Origin of the sequence: Citricoccus sp. NPDC079358 (assembly GCF_040702545.1) — a bacterium.
In the GTDB taxonomy this organism is placed as follows: Bacteria; Actinomycetota; Actinomycetes; order Actinomycetales; family Micrococcaceae; genus Citricoccus.
In genome coordinates this window covers 442120-463421 of sequence record NZ_JBFBLI010000001.1, presented here as the reverse complement: position 1 = coordinate 463421, position 21302 = coordinate 442120, and the positions used below count along the sequence as shown (strand labels likewise).

General features: G+C 68.7%; 19 protein-coding genes. 9 read left to right on the top strand and 10 right to left on the bottom strand.

Annotation, left to right across the window (positions count from 1 at the left end):
- Entirely contained in the window at positions 1–3141 is a 3141-nt protein-coding gene (locus tag AB0333_RS02170; protein ID WP_366217117.1) for a DUF4040 family protein, read from the bottom strand.
- 87 nt (positions 3142–3228) lie between these two features.
- Complete coding sequence (locus AB0333_RS02165) at positions 3229–4326, bottom strand: serine hydrolase domain-containing protein (protein ID WP_366217116.1); 1098 nt, start codon at positions 4324–4326, stop codon at positions 3229–3231.
- Between the two features lie 74 nt (positions 4327–4400).
- Between AB0333_RS02165 and zupT the strand changes: the two genes are divergently transcribed.
- Both zupT and AB0333_RS02155 read left to right on the top strand, forming a co-directional pair.
- Positions 4401–5204, top strand: coding sequence for a zinc transporter ZupT (gene zupT, locus AB0333_RS02160; RefSeq protein WP_188805677.1), 804 nt, complete (start codon positions 4401–4403; stop codon positions 5202–5204).
- A gap of 9 nt (positions 5205–5213) precedes the next feature.
- Positions 5214–6536, top strand: a complete 1323-nt coding sequence (locus AB0333_RS02155; RefSeq protein WP_366217115.1) for an MFS transporter — start codon at positions 5214–5216, stop codon at positions 6534–6536.
- Positions 6537–6582: 46 nt separating this feature from the next.
- Here the strand turns inward: AB0333_RS02155 and AB0333_RS02150 are convergent, their stop codons facing one another.
- The gene (locus AB0333_RS02150) at positions 6583–7899 is read right to left on the bottom strand and encodes a S1C family serine protease (protein WP_366217114.1); all 1317 of its coding nucleotides are present in this window, start codon (positions 7897–7899) and stop codon (positions 6583–6585) included.
- Between the two features lie 48 nt (positions 7900–7947).
- Positions 7948–8448, bottom strand: a complete 501-nt coding sequence (gene tpx / locus AB0333_RS02145; protein ID WP_115931671.1) for a thiol peroxidase — start codon at positions 8446–8448, stop codon at positions 7948–7950.
- Positions 8449–8479: 31 nt separating this feature from the next.
- Here tpx and AB0333_RS02140 point away from each other — a divergent pair, with 31 nt between their 5' ends.
- Positions 8480–9373: a patatin family protein gene (locus tag AB0333_RS02140; protein ID WP_366217113.1), complete on the top strand. Its 894-nt coding sequence runs from the start codon at positions 8480–8482 to the stop codon at positions 9371–9373.
- Between the two features lie 31 nt (positions 9374–9404).
- Here AB0333_RS02140 and AB0333_RS02135 read toward each other — a convergent pair whose 3' ends face one another.
- Entirely contained in the window at positions 9405–9974 is a 570-nt protein-coding gene (locus AB0333_RS02135) for a PACE efflux transporter (protein WP_366217112.1), read from the bottom strand.
- 357 nt (positions 9975–10331) lie between these two features.
- Between AB0333_RS02135 and AB0333_RS02130 the strand changes: the two genes are divergently transcribed.
- Together AB0333_RS02130 and AB0333_RS02125 are read left to right on the top strand one after the other, a co-directional pair.
- Positions 10332–11306 (top strand): diaminopimelate dehydrogenase, encoded by a 975-nt coding sequence (locus AB0333_RS02130; RefSeq protein ID WP_366217111.1) that lies wholly within the window; start codon positions 10332–10334, stop codon positions 11304–11306.
- A 230-nt stretch (positions 11307–11536) separates the two neighbouring features.
- Positions 11537–12610 carry a DUF808 domain-containing protein gene (locus tag AB0333_RS02125; RefSeq protein WP_366217110.1) on the top strand — a complete coding sequence of 358 codons (1074 nt, stop codon included), beginning with the start codon at positions 11537–11539 and terminating at the stop codon, positions 12608–12610.
- On the opposite strand, the gene AB0333_RS02120 is transcribed toward AB0333_RS02125, so the two are convergent.
- Positions 12607–13065, bottom strand: coding sequence for a VOC family protein (locus tag AB0333_RS02120; protein ID WP_366217109.1), 459 nt, complete (start codon positions 13063–13065; stop codon positions 12607–12609). The genes AB0333_RS02125 and AB0333_RS02120 overlap by 4 nt on opposite strands.
- Before the next feature lie 222 nt (positions 13066–13287).
- Here AB0333_RS02120 and AB0333_RS02115 point away from each other — a divergent pair, with 222 nt between their 5' ends.
- Positions 13288–14136 carry a patatin-like phospholipase family protein gene (locus tag AB0333_RS02115; RefSeq protein ID WP_366217108.1) on the top strand — a complete coding sequence of 283 codons (849 nt, stop codon included), beginning with the start codon at positions 13288–13290 and terminating at the stop codon, positions 14134–14136.
- A gap of 114 nt (positions 14137–14250) precedes the next feature.
- The gene (locus tag AB0333_RS02110; protein ID WP_366217107.1) at positions 14251–15186 is read left to right on the top strand and encodes a macrolide 2'-phosphotransferase; all 936 of its coding nucleotides are present in this window, start codon (positions 14251–14253) and stop codon (positions 15184–15186) included.
- 89 nt (positions 15187–15275) lie between these two features.
- On the opposite strand, the gene AB0333_RS02105 is transcribed toward AB0333_RS02110, so the two are convergent.
- A complete protein-coding gene (locus AB0333_RS02105) occupies positions 15276–16088 on the bottom strand; it encodes an alpha/beta fold hydrolase (protein WP_366217106.1) in 813 nt (270 codons plus the stop codon).
- 67 nt (positions 16089–16155) lie between these two features.
- Between AB0333_RS02105 and AB0333_RS02100 the strand changes: the two genes are divergently transcribed.
- Positions 16156–18075, top strand: a complete 1920-nt coding sequence (locus tag AB0333_RS02100) for a BCCT family transporter (protein WP_366217105.1) — start codon at positions 16156–16158, stop codon at positions 18073–18075.
- Here AB0333_RS02100 and AB0333_RS02095 read toward each other — a convergent pair.
- A complete protein-coding gene (locus AB0333_RS02095; RefSeq protein ID WP_366217104.1) occupies positions 18039–19013 on the bottom strand; it encodes an SRPBCC family protein in 975 nt (324 codons plus the stop codon). The two genes, AB0333_RS02100 and AB0333_RS02095, sit on opposite strands and share 37 nt — an antisense overlap.
- A gap of 2 nt (positions 19014–19015) precedes the next feature.
- Positions 19016–19426, bottom strand: a complete 411-nt coding sequence (locus tag AB0333_RS02090; RefSeq protein ID WP_366217103.1) for a metalloregulator ArsR/SmtB family transcription factor — start codon at positions 19424–19426, stop codon at positions 19016–19018.
- A 211-nt stretch (positions 19427–19637) separates the two neighbouring features.
- Here AB0333_RS02090 and AB0333_RS02085 point away from each other — a divergent pair, with 211 nt between their 5' ends.
- Positions 19638–20501, top strand: a complete 864-nt coding sequence (locus AB0333_RS02085; RefSeq protein ID WP_366217102.1) for a SurA N-terminal domain-containing protein — start codon at positions 19638–19640, stop codon at positions 20499–20501.
- Between the two features lie 28 nt (positions 20502–20529).
- On the opposite strand, the gene AB0333_RS02080 is transcribed toward AB0333_RS02085, so the two are convergent.
- The gene (locus AB0333_RS02080; RefSeq protein ID WP_366217101.1) at positions 20530–21300 is read right to left on the bottom strand and encodes an SCO1664 family protein; all 771 of its coding nucleotides are present in this window, start codon (positions 21298–21300) and stop codon (positions 20530–20532) included.
- Positions 21301–21302 lie beyond the last annotated feature (2 nt).

Here is a 21302-nt window from a genome sequence, read left to right as displayed (position 1 = left end):
TCACCGCCCCCATTCTTCGGGCCGGACACCGGAGGAGATGTGCTGCGTCCGCGGCCGGACGGGGAGGGAGCTGGTCACGGGCTCGGGATCCTCCAGGGTGTCCGGTGCCGGGGTGTCGATCTCGCCCAGGAAGGCCTCGTCCACGCGCTCCCGGGTGCTTTCGCCGCCCTCCTGCTCGGCGGACGCCGGTGCCGTGCCGAGGACATTGAAAGCCAGCATGACCAGGCCGATCACGGCGAGGTAGACGCCGGCGTCGAAGATCATGGACGTGGTCACGTGCTGCCCCAGGAGATAACCGTGCTGCGGCTCCATGTAGGTCCCCGTGAACGCCATGTTCACCAGGCCGATGGCCACGGCCATCACCACGCCGCCGCCGATGAGGTACAGCGGGGCGCGCGGGGGGCCGATTTGACGGTCCTTGGAGGTCGACAGGTAGAGCAGCCCGACCACGGCCGAGCCGACCAGTGCCGCGATGAACCCGCCTCCGGGCTCGTTGTGGCCGCGCAGGAAGAGGACGGCGGAGACGACCGCCAGGACCGGCAGGATGACCTTGAGCATCAGCTGCAGCTGGCTGGTGTTGCCCCACGAGTCCAGGATGGCGCGCCGGGCGGTCGGGCTGCCCAGGGCGGGACCCTCCGGGTCATCGGAACCGTCGTCCTCGCCGGGCGTCGCCGGGATCAGGTGCGGGTCCAGGTGGCGGTTGCGGATCGTGGAAAGGATGGCGGCGATGGCCACCCCGGTCATGCCCAGCACGGACAGTTCCCCGAGGGTGTCCAGGGCGCGGAACTCCACCAGGATGACGTTGACGATGTTGGCCCCGCCGGTGATGTCCTGGCCGTTCTCCAGCAGGTAGGTGCCGACCTCCGACTTGTCCCGGCGGCTGGTGAGCCCCCAGACGGCCAGGCCGGTCGCCAGTCCGGCGCTCACCGCGATGAGGGCGGCCGGCACCGCTCGCCGGGCGCGGACGCGACGGAAGGTCCGCGGCAGTTTCTGCAGGACCAGCATGATGACGATGACGGTCAGGGACTCCACCAGCAGCTGGGTGAGTGCCACGTCCGGGGCACCGAGGGAGACGATCTGCACGGTCACCAGGATCCCGACGGCAGACAGCGCCACGGTGGCGCCGAGGCGGGAGCGGGCCATGGCCACGCCCAGCGCCGAAACGGCCAGCAGGATCAGCAGCACGACGTCGGAAGCCCGGTTGAGGTTCGGCTGCAGCGGCGGCAGGGAGCCGCCGGCGTTCAGCAGGAGCACGCCGGGCACCACGATCGCGGCCAGGGAGAGCACCATCATGGCCGCGTGGGAGGCGGCGGCGTCCCGGGCGGTGAGACGGTTCACTCCCGAGCCGAGCGCCGTCAGGGCCGACGTGGCGGCATCGATCAGGCCGGACCCGCTGAACGGCAGCCGGGCCCGTTCCAGAGCGGGCCAGAGACGGTGACGGAACGCCAGGGTGCCCAGGCCCACCACCAGTACCGCCACGGTGGTCAGCAGTTCCGGGGTGACGCCGTGCCACAGGACGAAGTGCGGGTGCACCTCCGTTCCCGACAGGGCCGCCGTGGCCGCCGCGCCAACGGCGGTGTCCAGCAGGGGCAGGGCGAACAACGCGGCGACAGAGGCCAGGATCGGCAGCGCGGTGGAGCCGACGAGGATGGCGCCGGGTGCGTGGCCGGCGTTGTCGTCGTGCGAGTCGTGGGAGTCGTGCGAGTCGTGGGACTGACTCACCGCTGGTGCGGGCTCCGGCGCCGGTGCACGCTCCGGATCCCAGAAGCCACCGACCACGATCTTGGCGCAGTAGGCCACCGTCAGGACGGAGCCGAGAGCGGCACCGGCCAGGGCCGCGGGGCCGGCCCAGCCGGGCAGGGTTCCGGCGGCACCTCCGGCCGCCACCCAGTCCGTGGACCAGGCGTTGAGCGCGGTGAAGATGGACTCCTTGGAGACGAAGCCGAGCAGCGGCGGGATGCCGGCCATGGCCCCGGCGCCGAGCACCGTCACCGCGAAGGTGCCGGGCAGGGCGCGGCGCAGCGCGGGCATCTGACGCAGGTCACGGGTGCCGGTGGCGTGGTCCACCACTCCGATCATCATGAACAGCCCGGACTTGAACAGCGCGTGCGCGATGGTGTGGATCAGGGCGGCGGCGATGCCGGCCTCGGTGCCGGTGCCGATCGCCGCGACGATGAGTCCGAGCTGGCTCACCGTCGAGTAGGCCATCAGTTTCTTGAGGTCGTGCTGTTGCAGGGCGCGCCAGCCGCCGACGAGGGCGGTGACGAGGCCGGCGGTGACGAGCAGCACGGACCACAGCACATTGTCATGGAACGCCGGGGAGAACCGCAGGAGCAGGAAGATACCCGCCTTGACCACCGCGGCGGCGTGCAGGTAGGCGGACACCGGCGTGATGGCGGCCATGGCATCCGGCAACCAGGAGTGGAACGGGAACTGGGCGGACTTGGTCATGGCGGCGAGCGCGATGAGCAGCCCGATGGTGGTGGTGAACGCCGGATCGGACGTCCACAGGCTGCCGGCGGTCGCGGGGTCCAGGATCTCCGAGAGGTCCGTGGTGCCGGCGCGGACGGCCACCAGGACAACGGCCACCAGCAGGGCCAGCCCGCCGAGGAACGTCACCAGCAGGGTACGCATGGACGGGGCGAAGGCGGCGCGTCCGGAGCGGGCGATGAGCAGGAACGAGGCCAGCGAGGTGAGCTCCCAGCACAGGAACAGCACCATCAGGTCATCGGCGGTGACCAGGCCGACCATGGACACCGTGAACAGGGCCATGCCCAGATAGAAGCTCAGGTAGGCCGAGGGTGGCATCCCGGCGTCGAGGTACCGGGTCGAGTACACCAGCACGACGGCACCGATGAGCAGGGAGATCAGCGTGAAGACGCTCGAGATGGGGTCGGCGGTGAAGGACAGGTCGATCCCCCACGCTGGGATCCAGGGGATGGACCACGTGTTCGCGGCCGACCCGGCATCGATCCCCGTTCCGGCGGAGCCGCCCGCCTGCAGGGCCGGGACGTAGAGCACCGCGGCGCCCAGGTAGACGGCGGCCAACGGCCAGCCGGCGTTGCGTCCCAACCAGCGGCAGAACAGCGGGGTGAGGATGAGTCCGACCGCCAGCAGGGCAAGCGTGAGGGCGATGGACATGCGACTCACCCTACCGAAGCCCGGCGGCCCGCGTGGAACCGGTCAACCTGGAATTGCTGAGTTCAGAGGTGGTGGGTGCACGCCCCTTTAAGCAGTCACGATTCGAGAACTGTGCTCGACCCCGTTCGCTGCGAGCGAACGAATGGCGTCGGACAACTCCACCAGCAGCCGCCGATCGGCCGGGTGGCCACTGGCCCGGTCCGTCACCAGGCCGACGGCCAGGTCCAGGTCCGGGTCCGCCCATCCCAGACAGACATCCGATCCGTTGTGCCCGAAGGTCCGTTCCGTGCTGGTCTCCCCCAAGGGACACCCCGCCCCCGTGCCACCGAGTTGTACCCCGGTGCCCCAGCGGGTGGGCAGCCGGGTCCAGCCGTCCGGGCCCCCGTCCGAGCTCGGCGTGCACAGCGCCTCCCGCTCCGGAGCCTGGAGCAGAGACCGGTAGAACCGGGCGAGTTCCAGCGCGGTCGTGGAGATCCCGGCCGCCGGGATCTGAGCCTGCCGGACGACCCGGCGGTTCAGCAGGGCCGCGATCACGGGTCCGCCCGGAGCAGCGCGGAGGGAGCCGTCGAAGGGCAGGCAGCGGGGCAACTCAGCGTCCGGCACGCCGGGATGGACATCCTGGAGCCCGGCCGGCTCCAGGACCAGCTCCCGCAGCAGCCCGGCCCAACCCAGGTTTCCGTCCGCTCCGGTGGCCCGCCCGGCAGCCCGCCGTGCCACCTCCGCGAGGATGAACCCGAAGTCAAGCGGCTGGTAGGCGGGCCCGGCCCCGTATCTCCGGTCCCGACGCCGGCCTGCCGCCACCCGCTGCAGGGACGCCTCGGTGCGGTGCATGGCCACCACGGCGGCCGGGTAGGGCCCGGCCGAGGGGGCGGCGGAGCGGTGGGTCAAGACCTCGCGGAGGGTGGTCCCGGCCTTCGAGGTCTTCTCGCTCCGCGGCCACCGGCGGCCCACTCCGTAGTCGGGCCAGTACGTGGCCACGGGTGCGTCCAGGTCGAGCAGGCCGTGACCGGCGAGCCGGTGCACCAGCAGGGAGGTGAAGGGCTTGGAGGCGGAGAACAACCAACCCAGGGCATCGGGCCGGCAACGGACGGCGCCGTCCACCACGGTCTGTCCGCGGTGGATCACCGCCAGCTGCACCGAGGCCCCACGGGAGGCCGCCAGCTCGAGGAGATCGGAGGCATGCACGGTCCCAGCGTAATGAAGCTCCGCGCGCCATGTCCCGTGCCGGCGTCGAAGCCCGGCCACCCTACACTCGGCTGGTGGAGAACTTCTGGCTGGCCTTCGGGCTGACACTGCTCGCCGGCCTCTGCACCGGTATCGGCGGGCTGATCTCGGTGGTCCCGCGACGTGCGTCCGGAGCATTCCTGTCCGTCTCGCTGGGCTTCTCGGCCGGCGTCATGCTCTATGTCTCCTTCATGGAGATCATGCCCAAGGCCCTGGACTCCCTGACCGCGGCCAACGGGCCGGCTGCCGGACCATGGGCCGCCGGAGCCGCGTTCTTCGCCGGAATCCTGCTGATCGGGGTCATCGACCGACTGGTGCCCGAGCAGATCAACCCGCACGAGCCCGGATTGGTCCACGATCCGGCTGCGGCTGTGAAGCGCCGCCGGATGATGAAGACCGGCACCGTGACGGCCCTGGCCATCGGCGTGCACAACTTCCCCGAGGGCTTCGCCACGTTCATCGCCGGACTGACCGACCTGCAGGTGGCACTGCCGGTGGCCCTGGCGATCGCCCTGCACAACATCCCGGAGGGCGTGGCCGTGGCCGTGCCGATCCGCGAGGCAACCGGATCCCGCCGCAAGGCCGTGCGGTGGTCCTTCCTCTCCGGACTGGCTGAACCGGCCGGGGCGCTGATCGGCTTCGCCCTGCTGATGCCCTTCATGAACGACTTCACCCTGGGGCTCACCTTCGCCCTGGTGGCCGGCATCATGGTGTTCATCTCGCTCGACGAGCTGTTGCCCACCGCGCGTGAGTACGGGAAGCACCATCTGGCCATGTACGGGCTGGTGGCCGGCATGGCCGTCATGGCCGTTTCGCTGTTGCTGTTCGCGACGCTGTAGAACTGACCCATGACCACCGACCCTGGCGCCACGCCCGGCACCACCCCCAACACCACCGCCGCGCCCACTTCCGGCGTACCCTCCGTCCCTCCGGCCGGGCGGGCCGTGCGCGGAACGATCGGCGTCACGCTGGCGGTGCTGGCCGTGGTGTTCATCGCCGTCAACCTGCGCCCGGGGGCCACCGCCCTGGGACCGGTCCTGGCCGAGGTGTCCGCGTCCCTGGAGATCGACGGCACCGTGGCCGGGGTCATCACGGCACTGCCGGGGCTGATGTTCGGGCTCGTGGGATTCGTGGCCGTGAGCCTGGGTCGCCGGGCGGGGCTGTCCCTGACCATCGCCCTCAGCCTGATCGTGATGGTCCTCGGCCTGCTGTTGCGCCCCTTCGCCCCGTCGATCTGGGTCTTCATCCCGTTCACCGCCCTCGCGTTGGCCGGCATGGCCGTGGGCAACGTCCTGGTCCCCGCGTGGATCAAGCGGCACGGCGGCGGCCGCACGGTAGCCCTGATGACCCTGTACAGCATGTTCCTCACGGTGGGCGGATCCGCCGGTTCCGGCCTCGCCGCACCCCTGGCCGAAGCGGCCGGGACCACCCTGTCCGCCGGTGACCCGGCCGAGGGCTGGAGGTGGTCGCTCGGGTTTTGGGGGCTGGCCGCCGTCGTCCCCCTGGTGTTGTGGCTGCTGGTGGCCCGCCGCACAGGGCACGACTTCCCGGGGACCCCGCCTCAGGATGAACCGGACCGGCCGCTGCGGTCCTCCCCCACCGCCGTGTTCCTCATGGTGCTGTTCGGAGTCCAGTCCATGAACGCCTATGTGCAGTTCGGCTGGCTGCCACAGATGTACCGGGACGCCGGGCTGGACGCCACCCTGGCCGGGGCCCTACTGTCCGTGGTCGCGGCGCTGGGAGTGGTCGGCGGGCTCGTGATGCCCACCGTGATCGACCGGTCCCGGACTCTGGCGCCGTGGATGATCGGCTTCGGCATCGCCACCGCTGGTGGATGGGCCGGGATGCTGCTGGCACCGGCCGAGGGCGGCCTGTGGTGGGCCATCCTGCTGGGTCTGGGCGGCTTCGCGTTCCCCACGGCGATCGCGCTGATCCCCGCCCGCAGCCGGCAGCCGCATGTCACCGCGCGACTGTCCGGATTCGTCCAGCCCTATGGCTATATCGTGGCCGCCGTTGGCCCGATGGCCGTTGGGTTGATCCACGCGGCCACGGAGAACTGGACCCTGGTCCTCATCCTGCTGGCCTGCTCCGGACTCGTCATGGCCCTGGCCGGGCTCCGCGTCTCCGCCCGCGTCTATGTGGATGACGAGATCACGGTGCAGCGGGGCTGACCGGCCGCCGGTCGCTCGTCGCTCGTCGCTGGTCGCTGGTCGCCGATCAGTAGACGACGGCCTCCTGGAGGGTGGCCTCACCCGAACGGTCTTCGCCCGCCTCGGTGGTCCACTCGACGGTGATGACGTCCCCCACGTTGTGGTCGTTGACGATTTTCGAGAGCTCGGCGGCCGACGTCACGGGCTGGCCGTCCACGGTGCGGACGATATCCCGCTCCCGGAGCCCGAGCTGTTCGGCCGAGGAACCCGGCGTCACCTCGATCACGACCGCCTGCTCCTGCTCGGTGCCCACCACGATGCCCAGGGCGCCGTCCATCCCGATGCTGACGGAGTCCGTCTCCTCACCGGACAGGACCTGCTCCACCACATCCAGGGCCACGGCCACCGGGATGGCATACCCGTCGACTTCCTCGGCCGTCTCGCCTTGGGATGCCGCCGTGGTGATGCCGACGACTTGACCGTCCCCGTCCACCAACGGACCGCCCGAGTAGCCCGGGATCACGTCCGCGCTGGTCTCGATGAGACCCGACAGCCGGGACATGTCATCGGGGGCACCGGAGGAGGCCACGATCGACTCGTCCAGTCCCGTCAGCTCACCGATCACGGCCGTGAGGTAGCCCTGGCCACCACCGTTGCCGACGGCGGCCGTGGGCTCGCCCCGGTCCGGGGGCTCGGTGTTGATGGAGGCCGTGGCCAGGGAGGGCGCGTCCTCGATCTGCAGCACGGCGACATCGTGCAGGGAATCGCGTCCCAGCACCGTAGCCGTGTAGACCTCACCGGAATCCGCGACGGTCACCGAGACCTCGGACGCGTCCTCGACGACGTGGTAGTTGGTGATGGCCAACCCGTCCCCGGTGAGGACGACCCCCGTGCCGGTGCCCATACCGTTCATCAACTGGGTGTCCACCATGAGCACCCCCGGGGCATCCGTGACCCGGGTGCCCTGATCCAGGCCGGCGTCATCCAGGTTCGGGCCGGCGTCCCAGTCCACCTGGATCCCGTCGTGGCTGCGCTGCAGGGCCTCGCCGAGGGGGACGCCTCCGGTGGCCGGTAGCGCCGGTCCGTGGTCCTGCGCCGCCACGATGTCCTGGATCTCCTCGAAGATCAACAGACCGACGCCACCGGCCAGGACGGTTGCGGCCAGGAATCCCGAGGCGACGATCAGGCGGTAGGCGGGGCTCCGGCGTCGGCGGTGCGGCTGGAGGTGCGGAGGCTGGTGCTGCTGGGCGCGCTGGTACTGCACGGGCTGGTGCTGCTGCGCGGGCACGCCATAGATCGGGCCGACGGCGGGGGGCCGGTCCGGAAAGGGCGGGACCCCGACCGGCGGACGGTCGGGATCCCCCATGTTCTCAGGGTCGTTCACGGTACTCCGGTGATCAGGACGGGACGTGGTGGACCGGGCGGAACCAGATCAGCCGCGGACGGCGGCCAGGGCGGAGTCGTAGTCCGGTTCGGTGGTGATCTCCGGGACCACCTCGGTGTAGGTCACCGTGCCCTGCGGGTCAATCACGATGACGGCCCGCGCCAGGAGGCCAACCATGGGCCCGTCGGCCAGGGTGACCCCATAGTCCTCGCCGAAGGTGGACCGGAACACCGAGCCGGTGGTGACGTGGTCAATGCCCTCGGCGGTGCAGAAGCGGCCGGCGGCGAAGGGCAGATCGGCGGAGACGGCCACCACGGTGGTGTTCTCCAGGTCCGCGGCCGCCTTGTTGAACGTGCGGACGGACTGGGCGCAGACGCCGGTGTCCATGGAGGGGAAGATGTTCAGCACGATCGTGCGTCCGGCCAGGGACTCCAGGGTGACCGGTGCCAGGTCGGACCCGGTGAGGGTGAAGGCGGGGGCGGGGGTGCCCTCGGCGGGCAGCTCCCCGACGGTGTTGACGGGGCTGGACTTGAATGCGGTGGTTGCCATGCGCTCCAACCTAGCGGTTTAGGCTGGCGAGGTGGAACTGCGCAGCAATGTCACCGATACCGCACTGCTCTTCGAGGGCGGTGGGATGCGGGCGTCCTATACGTCCGCCGTGGCGGTCGCTCTGCTCGAGGCGGGCATCCACCTGGACTTCGTCGCCGGCATCTCGGCCGGGTCGTCCAATACGGCCAACTACCTGGCGCGGGACCCGTGGCGGGCACGGCATTCGTTCGTGGATTTCGCCGCCGATCCGAAGTTCGGCAACTGGAAGACGTTCCTGCGCGGGGACGGCTTGTTCAACGCCAAGTACATCTATGAGGAGACCGGTCTGCCGGACCAGGCCCTTCCCTACCCGTGGGAGACCTTCCTGGCCAACCCTGCCACCCTGCGGCTGGGTGCCTTCGACGCCGAGTCGGGCCAGCCCGTGTGGTGGGGCCGCGAGGACATCGAGGAGCTGCCCGACCTGATGGTGCGGGTCCGTGCCTCCTCCACGATGCCGGTGCTCATGCCGCCGGTCCGGCTGAACGGGCGGACCTACGTGGATGGGGCCCTGGGCCCGGACGGCGGGATCCCCCTGTCCCCCGCCGTCGACGCCGGCCACGACCGGTTCCTGGCGGTGCTCACCCGAGAACGCGGTTACGTCAAGGCCCCCGAACGGTTTCCCCGGTTCTATCTGCGGTACTTCCGCAAGCACCCGGCGATCGCCGAGGCGCTGCTCACCCGGTGGCAGCGGTACAACGCGACGCGGGAGCGGTTGTTCGAGCTCGAGAGGGAGGGCCGGGCCTACCTCTTCGTGCCGGAGACCATGCCGGTGTCCAACGGCGAGAGGGACGTGCTCAAGCTCGCCGCCGCGCACGAGGCCGGGCTGGCGCAGGCTCGCCGGGAGCTGCCCGCCATCCGGGAGTTCCTCGGCCTGCCGGCGGCGTGATGACGACCGGTTGACTGTGGCGGGCCGGCCGTCACTGGGCGGAGTCAGGCAACCCGAACACGCGGTCGAAGAGCCAGGCGTAGACCGCGTTGTAGATGAGGAAGAAGACGATCAGGGCCGCCTCGTAAAGGAAGGCCTCCCACAGGCTGACCTGCAGCAGCACGGCCACTGCGGGCACCAGGACGATGACGAGGCCGAGCTCGAACAGCAGCGTGTGCAGCAGGCGGATCCGCAGGGGCCGGCCGGTGTGGCCCGAGCGCCGCTCCCAGCGCTCGAACAGCGTGTTGAACACCATGTTCCAGATCAGCGCCACCACGGAGGACAGCACCCCGACGGCGGCGCTGGCGCCGGCCGGGTTGCCCATCAGCGCGAGGATGACCGTGGTGAAGCCGATGGCGAGCGCCTCGAAGACGACGGCGTAGACGACGCGGCGCACGGCCGGCGTCGGGAAGACGCGGCGACCGACCAGGGCCCGGCGGCCGCCGGGGGCCATAGGCACCTCACGGTGGTCGGTGTCTGACGCGGTGTCAGTAACGGGCGCGGGGTCGGTCCCGGGCCCGGTGGTGGGCTCGCTCGAGGGGTGGGGCGCAGTGCCGGGCATGACGAAAAGACCTCCAAGATGTGTCCATGGGAAGTCCTCGACCGGTTTCGCGTCCATGGAAGCAGATGCTCGACGTCGTGGACCGATCGACCGGCAGGCCCCAGAGAGATCCAGGCCGACCGGAGACGGATCGATGGGGACCGGTGGTCCCGTGACGCCGAGTGGTGACTCTACCAAGGTTGAACTCCCGGGCCGACGCGGCTATTCCCTGGCGGCCCGGGCCAGCACCGAGGATTCAACACCGACGATTCAACACCTACGATGAGGAGGACCGCGTACCTGAGCGCAGCTGCACACGCCACGCGCCTGCACGCGCCTGCACACCTGCACCCCCTGAACGGAAAGAGGTTTCCACCCATGTCGAGCTCCCCACAGACCATCCGGGCCGCCATCGTCGGATACGGAAACCTCGGCAAGAGTGTGGAGAAGCTCCTCCGCGCCCAGCCGGACATGGACCTGGTGGGGATCTTCTCCCGGCGTGCCGAGCTGGACACCGACACCCCGGTGTTTCCGGCCGCCTCGGCAGCCGATCACGCGCAGGACATCGACGTGCTGTTCCTGTGTCTGGGCAGTGCCACTGACATCCCGGAGCAGGCCGCCGGTTACGCCCGGCACTTCACCACGGTGGACACCTATGACAACCACCAGCTCGTCCCGGACCACTACGCCACCATGGATGCTGCTGCCCGTGAAGGTGGACACGTCGCGATGATCTCCACCGGATGGGATCCGGGCCTGTTCTCCCTGAACCGCACCCTGGCCGCGGCTCTCTTCCCGGACGCCCAGCAGAACACGTTCTGGGGCAAGGGGCTTTCCCAAGGCCACTCCGATGCTGTCCGCCGGGTCACCGGGGTGCGGCGGGGTGTCCAGTACACGATCCCCAGCGAGCAGGCCATCGCGGAGGCCAAGGCTGGGCGTGGCGCCGAGATCAGTGCCACCTCTGCGCACGTCCGCGAGTGCTATGTGGTGGCCGACGAGGCCGACCACGCCGCCATCCGCGAGGCGATCACCACGATGCCGGGCTACTTCTCCCCCTATGACACCACCGTGCATTTCATCTCCGATGAGGTCTTCGAGCGTGACCACCAGGGCATGCCGCACGGCGGCCACGTGGTCACCTCCGGTGATCTGGGCGGTTCGCGCAGCTCGGTCGAGTTCGCCCTCGAGCTGGGCTCCAATCCCGACTTCACCGCCGCGTCCCAGGTCGCCTACGGCCGGGCCGCCGCCCGACTCCAGGCCGAGGGGAAGACCGGAGCGTTCACCGTGCTGGAGGTCGCCCCGTACCTGCTCTCCCCCGTCGCCCTGGACGAACTCATCCGCCGGGATGTGTGACGGAGACTGTCGACCGAAGAGCCGCCGGCCCTGTCATGGGCCGGCGCGCCGCCGTCGTCGTATGCTCTGAGCATGCCGATCACGCGAGATGACCGCGAGACCCTGCCCGCCTCGCCAACCCCGGTTTCCCCGGTGCACCCCACGTCTGCCGACCTCGCCGCTGTGCGATTCGCACGGCCGGGTCAGTCAGAAAGCAGCCAGTCACGGAGCAGCCAGTCACGGAGCAACCGGTGAGCGGCGGCCTGGTCGCCCTCCTGGACGACGTCGCCGCGCTCGCCCGCATCGCGGCGGCCTCGGTGGATGACATCGCCGCCGGAGCCACGAAGGCCGGCGCCAAGGCCGTGGGCGTGGTGATCGACGACGCGGCCGTCACCCCGCAATACATGTCCGGGGCAGACCCGTCCCGCGAGCTGCCGATGATCAAGAGGATCTTCTGGGGCTCGCTGCGGAACAAGCTCCTGATCATCCTGCCGGCGCTCCTGCTGGTCAGCGCGTTCATTCCCTGGATCATCCCGTGGATCCTGATCCTGGGCGGCACCTACCTCTGCTACGAGGGCGCTGAGAAGGTCTGGCACAAGCTCCGCGGTCACCACGCCGAGAAGCAGACCCCGGCCACCGAGAAGGGGCCCGAGGCCGAGGACAAGGTGATCAAGGGGGCCATCACCACCGATTTCATCCTGTCCTGCGAGATCATGGTCATCTCCATGAACGAGGTCGCCGAAGAGAACATCTGGTTCCGCGCCCTCATCCTGGTCGTGGTGGCCGTGGCGATCACCGTGCTCGTGTACGGCGCCGTCGCGCTGATCGTCAAGATGGACGACGTCGGCCTGCACCTCGCGCAGAAGGAGGGCACCGGAACCCGGCGGGTCGGCGAGATGCTGGTCAAGGCCATGCCGCAGGTCCTGGCCGCCATCACGTTCATCGGCACCATCGCGATGCTGTGGGTCGGCGGGCATATCCTGCTTCAGCAGTCGGCGGAGCTGGGGCTGCATGCCCCCTACGACCTGGTCCATGCCCTCGAGGCCCCCGCTGCCGCGCTGCCCGCTGTGGGCGGGTTCCTCGGCTGGCTGGTGAACACGCTGTGCTCGGCCGTGATCGGGTTGATCTGGGGCCTGGCCGTCATGACCGTCTTGCATCCCCTGCTCCGGTTGCTGCCGATCGGCAAGTCGCCCGATGCCGTGGAGGCTTCCGGCCACGAGGAGGGTTCCCTCCGCGCGGCCGTCGCCGGTCACCGTCCGGGCCGGCAGTCTACGGCGCACGGCCCTGCGCCGGCACAGGACTCGAAGGCCGAACCGCCGGCCTAGTGGGCCGCTGGGCTGGACTCGACGGACTCGACGGACTCGACGGACTCGACGGAGAAAGCCCACATCACGCCGAAGCGGTCGAAGACCTGGCCGTACCAGTCCCCCCAGGGGGCCTTCTCGAACGGCATGTTCTCGGACCCTCCGCCGGAGATCAGCTTGGCGATCAGCTCCCGGGCGCCTTCCGGGCTCTCCACCGTGTAGAGCAGTGAGTACGCGGTGTCCCTGATCGGGTAGTCCTTGCTGTCCATGGCATCCCCGCCGGCGAGCTCGCCGCCCGGCAGGGACAGGGTCACATGGGCGACCGCCTGCGGGTCTGGCTCGAAGGGCATGCCCTCCATGGGCACATCGCCATAGCGCAACAGGTCCAGCGTGCCGCCGAACACCTCATGCCAGTGCTCGAACGCCTCGGCGGTCTGCCCGGGCAGGGAGATATACGTCGCAAGGGAGGTACTCATGGGGTGCTCCTAGTTCTCAGGGCGGTGTCGTTCTCGGGCGGTGTCGCGCCCCATTCAGGGTGGTTCAGGCTGTGACAGGTTGTTCAGGCTATGACACCAGCATGTTCTCTCGTGGCGAGGGCCGCGCCTCCGATCCTGCGCATCCAGGCGGACAGGTCAACGAGACCCAGGGCACGAAACCGGGGCCTTGGACCGTCCAGATGACCGGAATACAGTCGAGGTGTGAGAGCGACATCCTCAGGAACCGCATTCGTCTTCGCGGGCGGAGGCGTCCGCGGTGCCGTGCACGTGGGTCAGTTGAGGGCCCTGTTCGAGCGTGGCATCACCCCGGATCTGATCGTCGGCACCTCCGTCGGTGCCATCAACGGCGCCGTTGTGGCCCGCGACCCGCACCCGGACGTGGCACACGAGATGCTCCAGATGTGGCAGACGGACGAGGCCCGGGCCGTCTTCGGCCAGTCGTGGAGCCGCCAGGCCGGCCGGGTGATCCGCGGCCGCACCTACACGCTGTCCGCCAAGCCCCTCGTCGACCTGATCTCCATGCACTTCCCGCCCCGCACCCAGATCGAGGACCTCGACCTGCCCTTCGTCACGGTGGCCACCTCGATCGAGCGGGCGGCGGAGCGCTCCTTCGACACTGGACCGCTGGTGCCCGCCGTCGTCGCCTCGTCCACGGTACCGGGCCTCCTGCCGCCCGCCGTGATCGATCATGAGCACTACTTCGACGGCGGACTGGTCGCCTCAGTGCCCCTGGGTCAGGCCGTCCGTCGCGGGGCCACGACGATCTATGTACTCCAGGCCGGCCAGCTCGACAAGCAGATGACGGTCCCCACCTCCATGGTGGAGACGCTCAACGTCTACGTGGACATCACCCGCCGGCACAGCTTCACCCACGCCCTGGAGCACGTCCCCGAGGGGGTCACCGTCTACGTGCTGCCCACCGGTGGCAAGCCCAAGGTCCACGGCCTCAAGGCGCTGATGTCACTCGAGCACACCGCGGAGCGGGCCGAACTGGCCTACCAGGCGACCTCCGTGGAGCTCGACCGGATCGCCGGCATGCACCCGGCGTAGACATCTCGTCTTCCTCTCTCCCCTCTCTCCCCTTTCTCCCCTCTCTTCCTTTCCGCTTCCGCCCCACTCGCCTCGGGCCGTGACAGGACGGGCCGGGGATGCCACGGTGGAGGGATGCGCAGTCCTGACCTGACCACATCAGTGTTGGACCTCGCGGCGACCCACGGCTTCGATCTCGACCCGTCCACGCTGTCCATCAACGAGATGGGCCTCGACTTCCGCGTGGCCCTGGCCACCACAGCGTCCTCCAGCGCCACCAGTCCGAACGAGGCCGCCGGGGAACGCTGGGTCCTCCGAATCCCGCGCCGCCCAGATGCCCTGAAGCGAGCCGCGGTCGAATCCCGGGTCCTGGACCTGATCGGACCGCAGCTGTCCGTGGCCGTACCCCAGTGGCGCGTCCAGGCCACCGACCTCATCGCCTATCCGGCCCTGCCCGGAGAACCCGGGCTCACCCTGGACCGTGACGGCGCCCCCGTCTGGCACCTCGACGTCTCCTCCGAGCGGTATGCCCGGTCCCTCGGGGCGTTCCTGGCCGAACTGCATGCGATCGATCCCGCCGAAGCCGCCGCGGCCGGCGTCGAGGTCCTCAATCCGGATGAGGTGAGGACGAAGTGGGCGCGGGACATCGCGCGGGTGGGTGCCGAGTTCGAGGTGTCCCCCGCACTCCAGGACCGCTGGTCTGCGTGGCTGGCCGAGGACAGTTTCTGGCCGGCATTCTCGGTCGTGACCCACGGGGAGGTGTACCCGGCCTACACCCTCGTGGTGGACGAGGAGATCACCGCGGTGCTGGATTGGACGACGGCGTCCGTGGGCGATCCGGCCAAGGACTTCGCGATCCACCACGCCGTGGTGCCCCCGGAGGTGTTCGCCGCCACGCTGGATGAGTATGTCCGCCGCGGTGGGCGCACTTGGCCCCGGCTGGGTGATCACGGCGCGGAGATCATGGCCGCCGGCCCGGTGGCCTATGGATTGTTCGCCCTGCAGTCCGGAGTGGCCGAACACCGGCAGGCGGCGCAGGCCCAGCTCAACCCGGAGGCCGCCGCAGGCTGAGATTCACGTGACGGTGCAGGTGGACACGGCGGTGCAGGTGGACGCGCGGACGGCGGCCAGGTGCCGGCGTCGAGTGCTCAATATGATTCTCAGCTGTGTTCCAGGAAGCCGCGAAGGACCTCGACGAACTTCTCCGGCGCCTGGGAATGTACCCAGTGGCCCGCCTCGCGGATCGTGACCTTGTGGGTCTTGGGGAACAGGGCCCGCATGGTGGCGGTGTACTCATCGCGCACATAGTCCGAGCGGCCGCCGGCCACCCACAGCACGGGGCGCTCAAAGGTAACCCCGCCAGTGTCCGGGAACCCGCCGATGGCGTCCAGGCTGGTCCGCAGCAGCTCCAGGTTCGGCTCCCACGTGTAGCCGTCCGGCCCGCTGCGCAGGTTCTGCAGCAGGAACAACCGGGTGGTGTCCCAGGGGATGGGATCCTTCAGCGCCTCGTCGGCGTCAGACCGGCGTTCGATGGCGCTCAGGTCCACGGCGGCCAGGCTGTCCAGCAGGTGCGCGAACTCGCCCTCCGCTCCCCCGGCCTGCGTGGGGGCGATGTCCACCACGATGAGCCGGGAGACCAGGTCCGGGTGTCGCAGTGCCAGCACCATGGCCACCTTGCCGCCCAAGGAATGCCCGACGACGGCCACGGGCCCGTCCGCGGCGACGCCGGCCCGCAGGGTTTCGGCCACTGAATCGGCCATCTGCCGGTAGTCGACCACATCGGTCCACTCGGACTCGCCGTGGTTGGGCAGGTCCACCAGCAGGCTGAGGTATTCCGGTGCCAGCTCTTTGGCGATCCGGGTGAAATTCTTGCCGCGGCCGAACAGCCCGTGCAGGAAGACGATGCTGTTCCCGGCGGTCTCGGAATCGCCGATGCGGCTGGTGTGCAGGGTGCTTGCAGGAAGGTCAGACACGGTCCGAGCCTAGCCCCGTGGGCCCTTCAATAGGTTCCGCATTACCGGCCGGTTTAGGGTGGAGACCATGTCATCACTGGAACCCACCGGCGGAAATCCGCCGGGCACGAGCGAGAACACGACCGAGAAACCGCCAAAGGACACCGACACCGGCACCGGCACCGGCACCGGCACCGAGAATCAGTACAGCTCCCGGCTCATCCCGTGGGTCCTGTGGCCCACGCTGATCATCATCGTGCTGTTCGTCGGTGTGACAATTGCCTTCCCCGAGGCCATGGAATCCGGGATCTCGGCCGTCCAGCAGACCGTCATCAGCAACTTCAGCTGGTGGTACCTGATCCTGGCCTTCGGATTCGTGGTGTTCTGCATCTATCTCGGATTCTCCCGCAAGGGCAACATCAAGCTCGGCCGGCCCGAGCACGAACCCGAGTTCTCGACCATGTCCTGGCTGGCTCTGCTCTTCGCGGCCGGCATGGGCATCGGCTTGGTCTTCTACGGCATGACCGAGCCCCTCATCCACTTCGCCACGCCCCGGCCTGGCCTGGAGGCCACCGACCCCTCCACGGGCGCCATGGCCGAGGACGCCCTCGCACTGACCTACCTGCACTGGGGCCTGCAGCCCTGGGCCATCTACGCCGTCGTCGGGCTCGCCATCGCACATGCCATCCACCGGCGCGGACGGCCCCTGTCCATGCGCTGGGCCCTCGAGCCGCTCATCGGTGAGAAGGCGACCCGGGGCGGGTGGGGCCATGCCATCGACAGCTTCGCCCTCATCGGCACCGTGTTCGGCGTGGCCACCTCACTCGGACTGGGTGTCACCCAGATGGCCGCGGGCCTACGGTCCATGGGACTCGTCGGCGAAGGCGACCTCTGGGTCGAGTACGCCATGATCGCCGTCGTCACCGGCTTCGTCATCTGGTCCGTGGTGTCCGGCGTGAACCGCGGGATGAAGTGGCTGTCCAACACCAATATGATCATCGCCGCCGGCCTGGTGCTGTTCCTGCTCATCGTGGGGCCGACCCAGTACCTGGCCAAGGAGATGGTCCAGACCTTCGGCCACTACCTGCAGAACTTCATCGGCAACTCCCTCAACTCCTCCGCCTTCTACGGAGCAGAGGGCGATGCGTGGCAGGCCAGCTGGTCCACGTTCTACTGGGCCTGGTGGATGTCCTGGACGCCCTTCGTCGGTGTGTTCATTGCCCGCATCTCCCGCGGCCGCACGGTTCGTGAGTACCTGCTGGGTGTCATCCTGGTGCCCACCCTGATCTCCGTGGTCTGGTTCGGCGTCCTGGGCGGCACGGCCATCTTCTACGAGAACACCAGGCCCGACTGGTACACCTCGGTGGTCGGTTCCGACGGCTCCGTGGACGTCAACTCGGCGCTCTTCCAGGTCCTGGAACAGCTGCCGGGCGGCGCCGTCCTGGTGGTCGGTGCGATCCTGCTCTCGGCCATCTTCTTCATCACGTCCTCCGACTCCGGCTCACTCGTGATGGCCATGATCGCCACGGGCGGCAACCCCGAACCCCCGAACCGCATCCGCGTGATGTTCGCTGTGGCCACCGCCGTGATGGCCGCAGCCCTGCTGCTGGCCGGCGGACTGTCCGCCATCCAGACACTGGCCATCACCATCGGCCTGCCGTTCACGATCCTCATGGTCCTGATGTGCGTCGCCGTCTTCAAGGCGCTGCACGTCAACGTCCAGCGGACCGAGGCCATCCGCCGGATGGCATTCCTGGCGGACATCTCCGACCGATTCGGTTTGGAGAGCGACGACGACGCCGTGGACTCCGGCCCCGTCTCGGCCAACACGTGGTGGTCCTCCCTCAGCCGCGAACGGCAGCGGGAGATCCACCAACGCGTCGGTCCGCACACCGGGCGGCGTGTCCGCCGGGCGGCCGGCACGGCGGGAGAACCCAGCCAGGACGACACCGCTCAGCCGGACAACACGTCTCAGCCGGACAACACCTCCGACTCCAGCCGCGCATAGCTGGTCTCCATCCCGTCGGCCATGCCGGTGGCAAGGATGGTTTCCCGTAGCGCCTCGTCCGGATAGGTGACGAGGAGGGACAGGAGGGTGCCGCCGTCGACCGGTGTGAGCGTCAGCTCGTTGGTCGTGGCGGTCTCCTCCTGGCCGATCATGGCCTCGGTGGTGACCGACCGGTGCGGTGCCTCGATCTCGAGGACCGTGCCGGTGAATCCGAAGCGGTCCTGACCGCCCTCACGCTCCCATTCGTAGCGGTAGGTCTCCCCGACCGCTGTGCCGACCTCACACACCGGCATGGTCCAGCCCTCCGGTCCGAGTTGCCACCTGCGGAGCAACTCAGGGTCATGGTGGGCTTTCCACACCTCATCAAGGGAGCCGCGGATAACACGGCTCAGCCGGGCCTGATGATCCCCGATGAGCTGGGTCTTCACGGCTTGGCCGGCAGCGAAGGACTGCAGGTCCGCCACCACGGCATCGATCTGGCTCATGGCCGAGAGCGTGCCCTCCTCCATGCCCATCTCGAGGATCTGCTCCAGGTCGGCGACGGAGTTGAAGTGGGTGGTGTGCACCAACCGGGAGCCCTCCGTGGTCTCCTCGAAGGCGAACACCATGCGCATGACCGGTGATTCGAGGTCCCGGCTTCCGTCGCCCTTGTTGAAGCCGTCCAGGACCTCGAAGGACTGTCCTTCGGTGACGGCGATGAACTCGAACCAGGCGGCTGAGCTCTCGCCGTCCGGACCGGTCATGTAGTACTGCGATTCGCCACCCGGATACATGTCGTGCCGGGTGAAGGTGGCCGGCCAGCCCACGGGTCCCCAGAACTTCTCGAGCTGGCGGGGATCGGCGTAGGCGTCCCAGAGCCGGCGCACGGGGACGGGAAAGTCGGCCACGATGGTCATCGTCATGGCCTGGGGGTCTTTGGAAACGTTGGTGACGGGCATGGTCATGCCTTTCCGATGGGGCTTTCGGGCTCCGGGCCCGGCTCGTCCGACAGCAGGGTGTCGAGGCGTCCGATCCGTTGGCGCCACAGCTGTTCATAGCGATCCAGCAGCTGCTGGGCCTTGCGGACGGTGTCCGGGTCCCCGCTGACGAGCCGCTCGCGGCCCTTCTTGTTCTTCTTCACGAGACCCGCCGATTCGAGGACGGAAACGTGCTTCTGGACGGCCGCGAACGACATGTCGTAGTCATCGGCCAGCACGGAGACGGACAGCGGCTCCGTGAGGGTCCGGCTCATGATGTCCCTGCGGGTGGAGTCGGCGAGGGCTTGGAAGATTCGGTCCACCTCGTCGTCGTCCAGTTGCCGCCAGGAAGCCTCAGTGCCAGACGTGACGTCGGCTGCTCTATGTACAACCATGTGGTTGTACATTAGTGAGCTCCGATGCACTCGTCAAGTGCTTCTGTGCCGCTGATCGCGGCGTCGGGGCGAGGGCCTCACTGTCCTGCAGGCAGTCCTTAGCCAGTCCTGCAGCCAGCTCACCTGAACATGGGCTGGCCATTGCCTGACCGCGTCATACAGGCTCGCTTGCTACGTTGCCCAAGCCACCATCGAAAGGACGGTATTCGCAGTGCCACTCACCACGCGATCCAGTGCACGATTCAGCACGAGCAAGAAGCTCCTGACCAGCGTCGCCCTGGTCGGCTCCCTGTTCGGACTCGCCGCGTGCGGCGGCGGCGACGCCGGGGGCTCCGCCGAGGCTGACGGCAGCCAGGGTGCCAGCGCTGGGGCCTCCCAGCCGGCTTCAGAAGGTGCCCAGGCGGCTCCCGAGGATGCCCAGCCGTCCATGCCGGAACCGGACGTCGAGAATGTCCCGGACGTCGTGGCCACGGTCAACGGCGAGGAGATCACAGGGGAGGAATTCACTGCGGCCTATCAGGCACAGTTCCAGCAGATGGCCATGCAGTCGCAGATGTCCGGCCAGGAGATGAACCAGGACGAGATGAAGAAGCAGCTGGCCGAGTCCCTGGTGGGCACGGAGCTGTTGGTCCAGGACGCAGCGGAGCAGGGCCACACGGCCAACGAGGAGGACGTCAACGCCTTCCTCGAGGAGACCGCGAAGTCCAGTGGTGTGGCCTCTGTGGACGAGCTGATGGCTACCTTCGAGGAACAGGGCTATCCCGAGGACCAGGTCCGCGCTGACGCCCAAAAGCAGCTGATGCTGGACAAGTCCATCGCGGAGATGGGCATCCCGGAACCCTCTGACGAGGAACTCAAGGAGCTCTACGACTCCTCGATCGCAGCCCAATCCGAGGCCCAGGGGGGCGCGAGCGCCCCTGCCGAGGGCGGCGAGAGCGCCCAGCCTGAGACCCCGTCCTTCGAGGAGCTCAAGCCTCAGCTGCAAGAGCAGGTCAAGTCCCAGAAGGAGAATGAGGCCCTGACCCAGAAGATGGAGGAACTCCGCGAGGGAGCCGACGTCGAGGTGAAGCTCTAGTCCGCTTCACCTCGCCACGGGGCTCGGTTCACACCAGCGGCCACGGGAACCTCATGCCGGTGGGATCCGCCGGGAGCACCTGCTCCTGAAGCAGGTGCTCCACCCGTTTCTGGAGTGCCGCAGCCTCAAACCACGTGAGGTGTTCGGCCAGTGCCGCGGGCACCTCATCGGCGAGCGGGGCGACGTCGGCCAAGAGGCCGGCGTCGATCCGTTCCCCGGCGAAATCCCAGATCACGGTGCGCAACTTGAACGGTGCGGCGAAACAGAGCCCGTGGTCGATCCCCCGCAGACGACCATCAGTGCCGCGCAGGACATGCCCGGCCTTCCGGTCAGTGTTGTTGGCCACGAGGTCGAAGACGGCCAAGCGCCGCAGCTCGTCGAGGTGGGCGGGATCGCCGTCGACCAGTGTGAAGTAGTGCTCGGCCGGGTCATGGTCGATGAACAGCTGCAAGGAGCCGACGCCGAAGGGACCTTCCTCCCGGATGACGGTCGGCGGGACCACACCCCACCCCAGCGACTCGCTGAGCAGGAAGGCGGCGCGCTCACGGCGGTACAACCCGGGCGGAAAGTCCCTCAGGGGCCTCTCGCCCCACTCTGGCTTGTAGATCGCCCAACACCCCTGCGTTACGGGTGAGGAACCAGTCTGGTCAGCATCGTTGACCACCTCGACGAGAAACGTCTCGTTACTGCTGTGGGCCAATTGGCCCAGGAGCCGGATCGAGCCCCGTTCGAGCAGATCGATGCCTCGTTCAGTGCATCGTGCGTCACGCTGTCCAGCCCCTCCGTCAATCTCGCCCATGA